10 protein-coding genes are annotated in these 12,901 nt (G+C 72.9%); 4 read left to right on the top strand and 6 right to left on the bottom strand.

The window, feature by feature from the left end:
- Window positions 1-62 precede the first annotated feature (62 nt).
- Window positions 63-1,637, bottom strand: a complete 1,575-nt coding sequence (locus tag ACN9M0_RS23785; RefSeq protein ID WP_399701140.1) for a S8 family peptidase — start codon at window positions 1,635-1,637, stop codon at window positions 63-65.
- A gap of 193 nt (window positions 1,638-1,830) precedes the next feature.
- On the opposite strand from ACN9M0_RS23785, the gene ACN9M0_RS23780 reads away from it, so the two are divergent.
- Window positions 1,831-2,943, top strand: coding sequence for a threonine synthase (locus ACN9M0_RS23780; protein WP_366036294.1), 1,113 nt, complete (start codon window positions 1,831-1,833; stop codon window positions 2,941-2,943).
- A gap of 119 nt (window positions 2,944-3,062) precedes the next feature.
- On the opposite strand, the gene ACN9M0_RS23775 is transcribed toward ACN9M0_RS23780, so the two are convergent.
- Together ACN9M0_RS23775 and ACN9M0_RS23770 are read right to left on the bottom strand one after the other, a co-directional pair.
- Window positions 3,063-3,827, bottom strand: a complete 765-nt coding sequence (locus tag ACN9M0_RS23775; RefSeq protein ID WP_366036293.1) for a DUF4232 domain-containing protein — start codon at window positions 3,825-3,827, stop codon at window positions 3,063-3,065.
- Between the two features lie 130 nt (window positions 3,828-3,957).
- A complete protein-coding gene (locus ACN9M0_RS23770) occupies window positions 3,958-6,603 on the bottom strand; it encodes an AfsR/SARP family transcriptional regulator (protein WP_366036292.1) in 2,646 nt (881 codons plus the stop codon).
- A gap of 241 nt (window positions 6,604-6,844) precedes the next feature.
- On the opposite strand from ACN9M0_RS23770, the gene ACN9M0_RS23765 reads away from it, so the two are divergent.
- Window positions 6,845-7,459, top strand: a complete 615-nt coding sequence (locus tag ACN9M0_RS23765) for an antibiotic biosynthesis monooxygenase (protein ID WP_366036291.1) — start codon at window positions 6,845-6,847, stop codon at window positions 7,457-7,459.
- Window positions 7,460-7,533: 74 nt separating this feature from the next.
- Here the strand turns inward: ACN9M0_RS23765 and ychF are convergent, their stop codons facing one another.
- Window positions 7,534-8,622 (bottom strand): redox-regulated ATPase YchF, encoded by a 1,089-nt coding sequence (gene ychF, locus ACN9M0_RS23760; RefSeq protein ID WP_366036290.1) that lies wholly within the window; start codon window positions 8,620-8,622, stop codon window positions 7,534-7,536.
- Window positions 8,623-8,783: 161 nt separating this feature from the next.
- On the opposite strand from ychF, the gene ACN9M0_RS23755 reads away from it, so the two are divergent.
- Complete coding sequence (locus ACN9M0_RS23755; RefSeq protein WP_366036289.1) at window positions 8,784-9,500, top strand: DUF6542 domain-containing protein; 717 nt, start codon at window positions 8,784-8,786, stop codon at window positions 9,498-9,500.
- A gap of 16 nt (window positions 9,501-9,516) precedes the next feature.
- Here ACN9M0_RS23755 and ppgK read toward each other — a convergent pair whose 3' ends face one another.
- Window positions 9,517-10,272: a polyphosphate--glucose phosphotransferase gene (gene ppgK / locus ACN9M0_RS23750; protein ID WP_366036288.1), complete on the bottom strand. Its 756-nt coding sequence runs from the start codon at window positions 10,270-10,272 to the stop codon at window positions 9,517-9,519.
- A gap of 30 nt (window positions 10,273-10,302) precedes the next feature.
- Window positions 10,303-11,346 (bottom strand): 4-hydroxy-3-methylbut-2-enyl diphosphate reductase, encoded by a 1,044-nt coding sequence (locus tag ACN9M0_RS23745; protein WP_426404161.1) that lies wholly within the window; start codon window positions 11,344-11,346, stop codon window positions 10,303-10,305.
- 54 nt (window positions 11,347-11,400) lie between these two features.
- On the opposite strand from ACN9M0_RS23745, the gene ACN9M0_RS23740 reads away from it, so the two are divergent.
- Window positions 11,401-12,753: an APC family permease gene (locus tag ACN9M0_RS23740; RefSeq protein ID WP_399701157.1), complete on the top strand. Its 1,353-nt coding sequence runs from the start codon at window positions 11,401-11,403 to the stop codon at window positions 12,751-12,753.
- Window positions 12,754-12,901: the final 148 nt, after the last annotated feature.

The following is a 12,901-nucleotide window of genomic DNA, read 5'->3' as shown; positions in this document are numbered from 1 at the left end:
GCAGGCGACCGCCCCCCCTTACGTCAGGTGTGGAACGTGCGGTGTGGGACGTGCGGTGTGGATCAGAACTGCAGGGCCCAGGAGTCGATCTTCCCGGTGTCGTAGGCCGCGTTGTCCGTGACCCGCAGCTTCCACGTGCCGTTGGCGACCTCCGAGGAGGCGTTCACGGTGTACGTGGTGTTGATGTTGTCCGCGCTGCCGCCGGTACCGAAGGCCTTCAGCGTGTACGCCGTGCCGTCGGGGGCGATCAGCTGGACCTGGAGGTCACCGATGTAGGTGTGGACGATGTTCACCGGCACCTGGAGGGCGGCGGGGGCGTTGCCCGTGACGCCGCTGACGGTGACCGGGGACTCGACGGTCGCGTTGTCGTTGATCGCGTAGTCCGCGGTGTTCTCGAACTTCGGGCCGGTGGGCGGCGGGGTGGTGGAACCGCCCACGTACAGCAGCTTGTTCGGGGAGCCGGTGCCGGGGCTGGTGACGACGTTGGGGGTGGCCGCGGTCGTCAGGGCCGTGGAGACCTGCGCCGGGGTCGCCGTCGGGTGGTCGGCCAGGTAGAGGGCGGCGGCGCCGACGACGTGCGGGGTCGCCATCGACGTACCGGAGATGGTGTTGGTGGCGGAGTCGCCGGTGTTCCAGGACGAGGTGATGGAGGAGCCGGGGGCGAAGAGGTCGAGGCCGCTGCCGTAGTTGGAGTAGCTGGCCTTGGCGTCGGTCGAGGTGGTGGCGCCGACGGTGATGGCCTCGGCCACGCGCGCGGGTGAGTGGTTGGCGGCGTTGTCGGTCTCGTTGCCGGCGGCGACCCCGTAGGTGACGCCGGAGGCGATCGAGTTGCGGACGGCGTCGTCGAGGACGCTGTCGACGCCGCCGCCGAGGCTCATGTTGGCGACGGCCGGCTTGACGGCGTTCCGCGTGACCCAGTCGATGCCCGCGACGACCTGCTCGGTGGTGCCGGAGCCGGAGTTGTCGAGGACGCGGACGCCGACGATCTTCGCCTTCTTGGCGACGCCGTACGTGGAGCCGGCGACGGTGCCGGCGACGTGGGTGCCGTGCCCGTGGCCGTCCTGGGCGGTGTTGTCGTTGTCGATGGCGTCGTAGCCGTAGGAGGCGCGGCCGCCGAAGTCGCTGTGGGTGATGCGTACGCCGGTGTCGATGATGTACGCCGTGACGCCCTGGCCCGCGGAGTCCGGATAGGTGTAGCTCTGGTTCAGCGGGAGGGCCTGCTGGTCGATCCGGTCGAGGCCCCAGGACGGCGGCGAGGGCTGGGTGCCGTCGACGTGGAAGACGCGGTTCTGGACGACCTTTTTCACGGCCGGGTCGGCCGCGAGCTTCCGCGCCTGGGCCTCGGAGAGCTCGACCGAGTAGCCGTTGATCGCCGTGGTGTACGTCCGCCTGATCTTCCCGCCGAACTTGGCGGCGACGGCCCGGCCCTTGGCGGTCTCCGCCTGCGCGGACTCGTCGAGGGTGACGATGTAGCTGCCGGGGACGGTGCCCTCGGCGCCGGCGTTCTCGATGACGCCCTCGGGGGCGGCCGGTGCGGCGGCCGCCGGGAGGGCGGTGAGGGAGCCGAGGGCGAGGGCGGCGACGGCGATGGCCGCCGCGGTGGCCGTCCGGCGGCGCGGTGCGCGCATCACTGACATGTGGGGGGTCCTCCTCGTGGGGTAAGGCAGGAGCACGACAGGACTGTGCCTGATCTAGGGCATGGACATGTCAATACGACACGGGAGGCCCGCGCCGTCTCGAACGTCCGGCTGCCGAGCGAAAGATTGACTGATCCATAGGAATCTCACAAGGGCCCTCACAAGGCCGCAACACCCGTGCCACACCGCTGACATGCTGACCCTCATGACCGCCTACGAGTGCCCTCGCTGCCGGATCCAGTCCCCCGTCTCCGCCCTCACCTGGTGTTGTCCGAAGTGCCGCGGCCCCTGGGACCTCACGTTCGCGAGCGCGCCCGTTCCCCTCCCGTCACTCGCCTCACGTGTGAATTCATTGTGGCGTTACGAGGAGGCGCTGCCTCCGCTCCCGTACGGGCCCGAGGTGAGCCTCGGCGAGGGCCGCACCCCGCTCGTCCGTCTCACCGACTCGGTTTCGGCCAAACTCGACTTCCTCATGCCGACCCTGTCCTTCAAGGACCGCGGCGCCGCTCTGCTCGCCGCGCACGCCCGCCGTCTGGAGCCCCGCACGGTCCTCGCCGACAGCAGCGGCAACGCGGGCACGGCGATCGCGGCGTACACCGCGCGGGCCGGGCTCGACTGCGTCGTGTACGTGCCCGAGGGCACCTCCCCGAAGAAGCTGGAGCAGATCCGGGCGCACGGAGCCAGGGTCGTCGAGGTGGCAGGCGACCGCGAGGCGACGGCCCGGGCGGCGCGCGAGGCCGCCGACGAACCGGGCGTGTTCTACGCCTCGCACGTCTACAACCCGTACTTCCTGCACGGCACCAAGACCTACGTCTACGAGCTGTGGGAGGAGCTCGGCGGGCGCCTCCCGGACACGATCGTCGTCCCCGTCGGCAACGGCACCCTGCTCCTCGGCGCCGCACTCGCCCTCGACGAGCTGCACCGCCACGGCCTCACCGACACCCGGCCCGCGCTCCTCGCCGTCCAGGCGGAGGCCGTGTCCCCGCTGGCCGAGGCCTTCCACGCGGGCGCGGAGGACCTCACGCGGCCGGCCGTCGCACGCCCCACCCTCGCCGAGGGCATCGCGATCCCGGCGCCGCCGCGCGCCCGCCAGATCCTGCGGGCGGTGCGGGCGACGGGCGGCACGTTCCTGACGGTGACGGAGGACCAGATCCGCCTCGCCCAAAGGGACCTGGCCCGCCGGGGCCTGTTCGTCGAGGCGACCGGCGTGGCCTGCTGGGCGGCGGTGAGCGCGGCCCCGCCCCGCCCGGGGCTCACCGTGGTGCCCCTGTGCGGGGCGGGCGCGAAGACGGGCCTGGCCCCCTGAACGCGGAGGCCCGGCCCGTCCGGAACCCCCGGTGCGGCTTCGCGGACGGCGGGACCCGTCCCCGAAGCCGCACCGGGGTCACTGAAGCCGCACCGGGGTCACTCACACCCCCGTACGGATCAGAACTCGTCGGCGCCGTTGCGGAGCTCGTACGTCCAGTAGCCCGTCTTCGCGGCGGCCTCGTCGACGGCGAGGCCGCCGGCGGGGGCCTTGACGACGATGCTGCCCTCGGCCGGGCCCTCGGGGGCGAAGAGGTTCACGTTGAACTCCTTCACGACCTTGTTGTCCTCGTGGGCGCCGCCGAGGGCCACGCGCACGTTGGCGTACGCCGGCTCGCCGGCCTTCAGGACGATCGGCGTGGCCGGCTTGCTCTTGGCGACGGCCGGGATGTCCTTGGCGGTCTGGATCGGGCCGAAGGCGATGAGCGGGTACTCGAGCAGGGTGCACGAGCGGGTGGAGGTGTTGGTGGCGGTGAGGACGATGTGCTCGGTCGGGACCTCGTCCGCCTTCGCCGCCGTGACCTTGATGTCGCCGAAGGCGCAGGCCGGGGCCTCGGCGGAGCTCTTCCCGCCGGTGGAGCCGGTGCTGCCGCCGGTGGTCGAGCCGGCCTTGGAGCCGCCGGTGGAACCGGTGGAGCCGCCCGCCGTGGAACCGCCGGTGGACGAACCGCCGGTGGAGCCCGAGCCGCTCTTCGCGGCGGTCTGGTCCGCCGTGCCGCCGGCCGTGCCGTTGTCGCCCGTGCCGGCGGTGGACTGGGCGGAGCTCGCGCTCCCGGCGTCCTTGGCGCCCGCGGCGTCGTCCCCGCCGCCGCAGGCGGTCAGGCCCAGCGACAGGGCGGCGATGGCGGCGGCGGCCAGGACGGTGTTCTTGCGGTGGTTGCGCATGGTGGTACTCCCCCGTTGACGCGATCGGTCGGCGCACGCGCTCGGTGCGTGTGCGTCGCTGCACCGGCGCGGTCTCCCCCGGTGCTGTATCCAGCTTCCCGTCCCGCGCTGCCGTCCCGCTTGCGTACCGCTAACGATCCGCTGACAGCCGCGAAAGGTGCGCCGCCGCGCGCGCCGAGCCCTCGGTGAAACCGGCCGCGTCGGCCGCGACGATCGCGCGTTCCAGCTGGTCAGCGGCCTCTTCGACCCGGCCGATGCCGGCCAGTGCCTCGCCCCGGACGATCTGCAGCTGGGCCTGGACGACCACCGCGTCGGGCGCGACCAGTTCCCCGGCGCGAAGGGTGTGCGCCAGCGCCGCCTCGTACTCCTCCGCCTTCAGGCAGTGGCCCGCCAGGTGCTGGAGGGTCAGCACCTGGGTGGACGGGTGGCCGGTGCGGTCGGCGAGCGAGACCGCGTGCAGCATGAGCAGCCCGGCCCGCTCGTGCTCGCCGGTCGCGTCCAGGACGGCGGCGTAGTTGACGTAGGCGATCGCCTCGCTGATCGGGTCGCCGACCCGGGCGGCCAGGCCGGGCGCCTTCTCCAGGTGGACGAGCGCCTCGGCGTTCCGTCCTTCCTCGTGCAGGATCCAGCCGAGCAGGGCACGCGCGCGCGACTGCGCGTCGAGGTCGCCGGCCGCCTCGGCCGAGGCGAGCCCGGCCTCCAGGAGCGGCGTCCAGCCGTCCCCGATCCGCATGAGCATCAGCGGCCACTGCACGAGCGCGAGCCGCCAGGCCCGGTCGTGCATCCCGAGGGCGGCCGCGGCGGCGACCGCGCCCTCCAGGGCGGGGCGCTCGGCCGCGTACCAGTCGAGCGCGGCCGTACGGTCCTCGAACTCCCTTGTCGAGGCGGGCCGTCGGGCGTCGGCGGGCAGCGAGTAGCAGGGCTGTGAGCCCGGTTCGGCGGCGGCGTCGGCCGCGAGGCCCGTGTACAGGTAGTGGTCGAGGAGCCGGGGCAGGCCCTCGGGGTCGGCCTGCGGGGCGAGATGGCGGGCGTAGAGGCGCACCAGGTCGTGCGGCATCCAGCGGCCGGGGACGGCCTCGGTGAGCAGGTGCGCGGCGGCGAGCCGGTCCAGGTCGGCGGAGGCGTGCCCGGGTGTCGTCCCGGCGAGCGCGCCCGCCGCGAAGCGGTCCAGGTCGGAGCCGGTGTGCAGACCGATCGCACGGAACAGCCGGGCGGCGGACTCCGGCAGTTGCTGCACGGTGAGGTGCAACGCGGCGGACACGCCCCGGTCCTCGACGTCGAGCAGCATCAACCTGCTCTGCTCGTCGGCGAGTTCGCCGACCATCGCTTCGAGCGTCCACTGCGGCCGCTCGGCCAGGCGGGCCGCCGTCACCCGCAGGGCGAGCGGCAGGCCGTCGCAGAGCCGGGCGAGGCGGGTCGCGGCGGCCGGTTCGGCGGCGACCCGCTCCTCGCCGAGGACGGTGGTGAGCAGGGCGGCCGAGGCGGCCGGCTGCAGGTGTCCGAGGGGCACGGGGCGGGCGGCGTCGGAGGCGACGAGGCCGCCGAGCCGGTCGCGGCTGGTGACGACCGTCGCGCACTGGTCGCCGCCGGGCAGCAGCGGCCGGACCTGCTCGGAGGAGCGGGCGTTGTCGAGGACGACGAGCAGCCGGCGCCCGCCGGTGAGGGAGCGGAAGAGCGCACCGCGCGCGTCGACGGTCTCCGGGACCTTCTGCGGCGGGACGCCGAGGGCGAGCAGGAACTCCCGCAGGACGGCGGCGGTCTCGGGCGCCGGGGTGTCGCTGAAGCCGCGCAGGTCGGCGAAGAGCCGCCCGTCGGGGAAGTCGGCGCGCCGCTCGTAGGCCCAGTGGACGGCGAAGGCGGTCTTGCCCACGCCGGCGGGTCCGGTGACGAGGCAGACCGGGCCGTCCCCGGCGCGGACGGCACGGTCGAGCGCGGCCATCTCGGCCGCGCGCCCGGTGAAGCCGCGCGGCGCGCGCGGCAGGCCCTCGGGCGCCGGGGCCTTGACCTCGGCGGCGGGCCGGGGCACGGAGACGGGCGCGGCGGAACGGAGCAGCGTCGCGTAGGCCTCGCTGAGCGTCTCGCCGGGGTCGACACCCAGCTCCTCGGCGAGCAGCCGCCGGGTCCGGTGGTACCAGTCGATCGCGTCCGACTGGCGGCCGGAGCGGGCGAGCGCCAGCATCAGCGCGGCCGCCAGGGACTCGCGCAGCGGGTGTGCGACGGCCTCGGTACGGAGGACGGCGGCGGCCCTGCCGTGCTCGCCGAGCTGCCCGTACGCCTCCGCCAGCGCCTCCACCGACGCGAGCCGCATCTCCTCGAGCCCCCCGGCGGCGGCCTCCAGCGGCCGGCTGTGCACCGTCCCGGTCAACGCGGGCCCCTGCCAGTACGACAGCGCCTCCCGCAGCATCCGCACCGCGTCGGCGGGCCGGCGCTGCACGCCGGCGAGCCCGACGAGCTCCTCGAAGCGCTGGGCGTCCACCAGGGTCTCCGGCATCCGCAGCACGTACGCCGACCCCTGGGTGGCGAGCTCGACCCCGTACGCCTCGGCACCGTGCTCGGCGAGCAGCGCCCGCAGCCGCGAGACGTGCCCCTGGAGAACGGTCTTGGCGTGCGTGGGCGGCTCCTCCTCCCACAGCGCGTCGATCAACCGACCGACGTTCACGGCGCTGTTGGGCCGGAGCAGGAGCATGGCGAGCAGACTGGACCGCTTGGCGGGCCCCAAGGCTACGTCCCTGTCCTCCGTCACCAGCGCAACGGAGCCGAGCAGCCGGAACTCCACCTGTATACCTCCGCGGTCACTCTCCCCCATTTTCCGAGGTAGTCGAGGATACGTGGACGAGACGACCCCCCGCGCCGGGGCGAGGCCCCTCCGTCACCTCCGGCGGGTGGCCACGGTCACATCGACCCGGGGCGGCTTCACCTGATTGCCCCCGCCGCGTTGCCCCCCACCCGCCCCGGCCCTCGCATGGAGTGGGGGACGTGAGCCCGCACGGGGCCTCCGGAAGGCAGGAAAGGGAGCTATGTACGTACGCAGCATCTACGCAACGGGTGATCCGGCCGAGCTCGACGGGGTCGCAGAGGCGCTCCGGACCGAGGGGCGCGAGCTGCTGTCGGCGCAGCCGGGCTATCGCGGGATGGGGCTGTTCGTCGACCGCGAGCTCGGCAAGCTCCTGGTGGGATCGTGGTGGGACGACGAGGCCTCCCGGCAGGCCAGCTTCGAGAAGCTGGGCAAGCGGCGGAACGAGCTGCTGGCGCCCTTCGCGCAGACCACGATGGTCGACAACTGGGAAGCGGCGGTCGCCCGGCGCGCAGAGGACATCGGGCCCGGCGGGGGCTTCCGACTGGTCCGCATGAACGTCGAACCGGCCGACATCGACCAGCTGGTGGCCACGTTCCGCGACACCTCACTGCCCAAGGTCCAGAAGATCCCCGGCCTCGACGGCATCTCCCTGCTCGTCGACCGCGACCGGGGCAGAGCCGCCGTCGGCGCGCTCTACGGCGACCGCAACGCACTCGTGGCGTCCCGCGGCGCGGTCGCGGCGGTCCGCGGAGAGGCCACGGCGAAGGCCCGCGCGACCACCACCAGCCTGGAGGAATTCGAGGTGGTCCTCGCCACGGCGGTCCCCCACACCTGACCCCACCCACCCGGAGCCGCCCCGGTCACACGAAAGGGGCCGAACTCGACGAGTCCGGCCCCTTCCGCTCTGCCTCAGACGTTGAAGCGGAACTCCACGACGTCGCCGTCCTGCATGACGTACTCCTTGCCCTCCATGCGGGCCTTGCCGGCCGCGCGGGCGTCGGCGACCGAGCCCGTGTCCACGAGGTCGGCGAAGGAGATGACCTCGGCCTTGATGAAGCCCTTCTGGAAGTCGGTGTGGATGACACCGGCCGCCTCGGGGGCCGTCGCGCCCTGCTTGATCGTCCAGGCGCGGGATTCCTTCGGGCCGGCCGTCAGGTAGGTCTGGAGGCCGAGGGTCGCGAAGCCGACGCGGGCGAGGGTGGCCAGGCCGGGCTCCTCGGCGCCGACGGACTGGAGGAGCTCCATGGCGTCCTCCTCGTCGAGCTCGGCGAGGTCCTGCTCCAGCTTGGCGTTGAGGAAGATCGCCTCGGCCGGGGCGACCAGGGCGCTCTGCTCGGCCTTGAAGGCGTCGTCCGTCAGCTCGTCCTCGTCCACGTTGAAGACGTACAGGAACGGCTTGGTGGTGAGGAGGTGGAGGTCGTGGAGGAGCTCCGCCTTCTCCGAGCCCTGGACGATGCCCTGCGAGAAGAGGGTGTCGCCCTTCTCCAGGATCGCCTGGGCGGCCTCGACGGCGGCGACCTTGGGCGCCGTGTCCTTCTTGATCCGCATCTCCTTCTGGAGGCGCGGCAGGACCTTCTCGATCGTCTGGAGGTCCGCGAGGATCAGCTCCGTGTTGATCGTCTCGATGTCGTCCTTCGGCGAGACCTTGCCGTCGACGTGGACGACGTTCTCGTCCTTGAAGGCGCGGATGACCTGGCAGATCGCGTCCGACTCGCGAATGTTCGCGAGGAACTTGTTGCCCAGGCCCTCGCCCTCGCTCGCGCCGCGCACGATGCCCGCGATGTCGACGAAGTCGACCGTCGCCGGGAGGATGCGCTGGGAGCCGAAGATCTCCGCGAGCTTGGTGAGGCGGGTGTCGGGGACACCGACGACGCCGACGTTGGGCTCGATCGTGGCGAACGGGTAGTTGGCCGCCAGCACGTCGTTCTTGGTCAGGGCGTTGAACAGGGTCGACTTGCCGACATTCGGCAGACCGACGATTCCGATCGTGAGCGACACGGTGGCGACTTCCTGAAGTGTGGATGGTGGGCCGATCCCCCAGTTTACGGGCGGGCCGAACCGGCCAGTGACGCCGACCTTCGGTCGTTCTCGGGGGCAAGGTCACCCAAAGGGCGTGTCCCGGACCCGGTTCCCGCCCTCTTCCGACCTACGTTGGTCGGGTGGAGCAGCACAGGACAAGTCAGCCGCAAGGCCGCCGAAGGCCGCAGACCCCCGCCACGCCGCCGGTCGCACCGCCCGGCGCGCTCGTGGAGGGCGCGGCCGTCTACCGCGTGACCGGCAGAGCCGGGCGCGCTCCCGGACGCGCCCGCGTGGAGCGGGCCGGACCGGCCGTCCCCGGGGACTCCCCGGGTCGCGCTTCCGGGCGGCCCGCCGGGCGCCGACCCGTGCCGCCCGTCGTCCTCGCCCTGCGCCGGCTTCCCTCGCCCCGCCTCACCGGGCTCGGCGCCGGGCTCTTCGCCGCCGCCGTCATGCTGGCCCTCGGTCTCCTCGACCAGCTCCTGTTCGACGGCTCCCCCGTCGTCTACGGACTGCTGTTCCTGCCGGTCAGCGCCCTGACCGCGCTCTGGGTCCGCACCGCCGACCTGGTCACCGCCCCGATCGGCGTGCCCATCGCCTTCGCCGTCGGCGTCGTCCCCATCGCGGGCGGCACCGGCGGTATCGGCGGCCAGGCCATGGCCGTCGTGACCGCCCTCGCCGTGCACGCCGGCTGGCTCTACGGCGGCACCCTCGTCGCCGGTGTCATCGCCAGCGTCCGCAAGGTGCGGGACATGGGGCGCCGCCATCAGCGCCCCGCCGCCCGGACGGCTCCCGGTGCCGGGACCGGCGAGGGGCCGGGGGGTCGCACCCCCGCCGCCGGCCGCCGGCCCGTCGCGTAAACCGGGCCCCGCTCCCTCAGACCGGCCTGGCGGCCGTCCCCGCCGCCATCCCCGCCCCCACGATCCCCGCGTTGTTCTGGAGCTCCGCCGGGACGATCTCCGCGCGGATGCCCTCGATCAGCGGCAGGAACTTGTCCGCCTTGCGGCTCACGCCGCCGCCGATGATGAAGAGCTCGGGCGAGAAGAGCATCTCGACGTGCGCGAGGTACTTGCGCAGCCGTCGGGTCGCCCAGTGCTCCCAGGTGAGGTCCTCGTCCTCCTTGGCCTTGGTCGAGGCCCGGGTCTCCGCGTCGTAGCCCTTGAGCTCCAGGTGGCCCAGCTCGGTGTTGGGGACGAGGCGCCCGTCGACGAAGAGGGCGGAGCCGATGCCCGTGCCGAGGGTCAGCAGGATCACCGTGCCCTTGCGGCCCCGGCCCGCGCCGAAGGTCATCTCCGCGATCCCGGCCGCGTCCGCGTCGTTCAGGACGGTCACCGGGAGCCCGCCGAGGCGGTCGCCGATCAGGGTGCCGGCGTCGACGCCGATCCAGGACTTGTCGACGTTCGCGGCCGTACGGATGGTGGAGCCGGTCACCACGCCCGGGAAGGTCACCCCCACCGGCCCGGTCCAGCCGAAGTGCTCCACGACCTCGGCGACGCAGCCCGCCACACCGTCGGGTGTGGCGGGCTGCGGGGTCAGTACCTTGTGGCGCTCATCGGCGAGCGCACCGCGCTCCAGGTCCACGGGGGCGCCCTTGATGCCCGAGCCGCCGATGTCCACTCCGAAGACGTTCATGGACCCCACGGTAAGGGCTGGCGCGCCGCGCTACTCCTTGACGGGCGCGGCCGCCGCGAGCTTCTCCGCCTCGGCCCGCAGGTCCTTGTTGCGGAGCTCCTTGGGCAGCGAGAAGGTCAGGGACTCGTCCGCCGTCTTGACGATCTCCACGTCCGCGTAGCCGCGCTCGCCGAGCCACTCCAGGACCTCCTGCACGAGGACGTCCGGGACGGAGGCGCCGGAGGAGAGGCCGACGCTGGTGACGCCCTCGAGCCAGGCCTCGTCGATCTCGCTGGCGAAGTCGACGAGGTACGCGGCGGGGACGCCGGCCTGCTTGGCGACCTCGACCATGCGGATCGAGTTGGAGGAGTTCTTCGAGCCGACGACGATCACCAGCTCGGCCTGGCCGGCGAGCTCCTTGATGGCGGTCTGACGGTTCTGCGTGGCGTAGCAGATGTCGTCGGACGGCGGGGAGATCAGCTGCGGGAACTTCTCCTTCAGCGCGTCGACCGTCTCCATCGTCTCGTCGACCGAGAGCGTGGTCTGGGAGAGCCAGACGACCCGGGAGGGGTCGCGGACCTCGACCTTGGCCACGTCCTCCGGGCCGTCGACCAGCTGGATGTGGTCGGGGGCCTCGCCGAAGGTGCCGATGACCTCCTCGTGGCCCTCGTGGCCGATGAGGAGGATGTCGAAGTCCTCCTTGGCGAAGCGGACGGCTTCCTTGTGGACCTTGGTGACCAGCGGGCAGGTGGCGTCGATGGTCGCGAGCCGGCCCGTGCGGGCCTCCTCGTGGACGGTCGGGGCGACGCCGTGCGCGGAGAACATCACGATGTTGCCGGGCGGCACCTCGGTCGCCTGGTCGACGAAGATCGCGCCCTTCCGCTCCAGGGTCTGGACCACGTACTTGTTGTGGACGATCTCGTGCCGGACGTAGATCGGCGCCCCGTACTGCTCCAGGGCCTTCTCCACGGCGATCACGGCACGGTCCACGCCCGCGCAGTAGCCGCGGGGAGCGGCGAGCAGGACACGCTTCGGGCGGTTCGTCGCGGGGGCGGACTCGGGCGTCGGCGCGGGCGTTGCAGTCATGCGTCCCATCGTAAGGCCGCGTCGGTGGGCGCTCGGAGCGGCGCCGTGGCTGAAACTGGCGCCATGGCTCAGGAGACGCAGGTGGCGGAGCACGAGGGGCTGCGGCGGAATCTCGGATTCCGCGACCTTGTCGTGTACGGACTGCTGTTCATCGCCCCCATGGCGCCGGTCGGCGTCTTCGGCACGCTCGACGCGAAGTCGCACGGGGCCGTCGCACTGGTGTACGTCGTGGCCACCGTCGCCATGGCGTTCACGGCGTTCAGCTACGCCCAGATGGTGCGGGTCGCACCGCAGGCCGGTTCCGTCTTCACGTACGCGCGCAAGGGCCTCGGGGAAGGGCCGGGATTCATCGCCGGGTGGATGGCGATGCTCGACTACCTGCTGATCCCGGCCGTCGCCTACCTCTTCGCGGGCATCGCGATGGAGGCGCTGGTCCCGGAGGTGGACCGGTGGGTGTGGACCGGGATCGCCGTGGTGGTCACCACCCTGCTGAACCTGTGGGGCGTACGGGCGGCGGCCCGGGTCGGCTTCGCGGTGCTCGCGATGGAGATCGTGGTCCTCCTCGTCTTCGTCGTCTCGGCCGTGGTGGTGCTCGTACGGGACGGGGCACGGCGCGACTGGTGGTCGCCGCTCACCGGCGACGTCTCGTTCTCGCTCGCCGCCGTGGTGGGCGCGGTGTCCGTGGCCGTCCTGTCGTACCTGGGCTTCGACGCGATCGCCTCCTTCGCGGAGGAGGTCACCGGCGGGTCGGCGAAGGTGGCGCGGGCGGTGCTCTTCTGCCTGGCCCTCGCGGGCGTCCTCTTCGTGGCGCAGTCCTGGCTGGTCGCGCTCCTCGAACCGGTCTCCTCCGCCGAGCTCGCCGCCGACCCGGGGAAGCAGGGCTCGGCCTTCTACGACGCCGTCGACGCCTCGGTCGGCGGCTGGCTGCACGACCTGGTGGCCGTCTCGAAGGCGATCGGCGCGGCCTTCGCGGCACTCGCGGGACAGGCGGCGGGCGGCCGGCTGCTGTTCGCGATGGCCCGCGACCGGCGCCTTCCGCACCTGCTCGCCCGCACCGACAGCGGCGTCCCGCGCGTGGCGCTGCTCGTGGCGGCGGCGGTGACGATGATCGCGGCGCTGTGGGCGGCGCGCCGGGACGACGGCCTCGACCATCTGGTCTCGGTGGTCGACGTCGGCGCCCTGACCGCCTTCGTCCTGCTGCACGCGAGCGTGGTCGGCTGGTTCGCCGTACGGCGGGCGGAGGGGCCGCCGCACTGGCTGAAGCACGTCGTCCTGCCGGTCGTCGGCGCGGCGATCCTGATCGCGGTGATCGTCGAGGCCTCGGCCGCCGCGCAGGTGGTGGGCGTGGTGTGGCTGGGCGTGGGGCTCGTCGTCCTCGCCGTCCAGGGCGCGACCCGGACGACCACGCGCGCGTGACCTCAATCTGCGCACCCTGAAGCCTCCCCCCGCGCGCGTGAGGCCGATCGGCCTCATCCGGTCTTCCCCGCGGAATGTGTGCCCTTCGGCCTCCCCGCGCGCGTGACGTCGATCGGCACATCCCGGCCTCCCCGCGCGCATGACGTCG

The organism is Streptomyces sp. R-07 (assembly GCF_049913175.1).
Taxonomy (GTDB): Bacteria; Actinomycetota; Actinomycetes; order Streptomycetales; family Streptomycetaceae; genus Streptomyces.
Note: the sequence above shows the minus strand (reverse complement) of the source record. Positions and strands in the feature narration are given on the sequence as shown.

Excerpts from the sequence above, each read along its gene's own strand:
- ACN9M0_RS23775 (WP_366036293.1), bottom strand. The coding sequence starts at position 3,827 with ATGCGCAACCACCGCAAGAACACCGTCCTGGCCGCCGCCGCCATCGCC.
- ppgK (WP_366036288.1), bottom strand. The coding sequence starts at position 10,272 with ATGAACGTCTTCGGAGTGGACATCGGCGGCTCGGGCATCAAGGGCGCC.
- ACN9M0_RS23785 (WP_399701140.1), bottom strand. The coding sequence starts at position 1,637 with ATGTCAGTGATGCGCGCACCGCGCCGCCGGACGGCCACCGCGGCGGCC.
- ACN9M0_RS23745 (WP_426404161.1), bottom strand. The coding sequence starts at position 11,346 with ATGGGACGCATGACTGCAACGCCCGCGCCGACGCCCGAGTCCGCCCCC.
- ACN9M0_RS23740 (WP_399701157.1), top strand. The coding sequence starts at position 11,401 with ATGGCTCAGGAGACGCAGGTGGCGGAGCACGAGGGGCTGCGGCGGAAT.
- ACN9M0_RS23780 (WP_366036294.1), top strand. The coding sequence starts at position 1,831 with ATGCTGACCCTCATGACCGCCTACGAGTGCCCTCGCTGCCGGATCCAG.
- ACN9M0_RS23765 (WP_366036291.1), top strand. The coding sequence starts at position 6,845 with ATGTACGTACGCAGCATCTACGCAACGGGTGATCCGGCCGAGCTCGAC.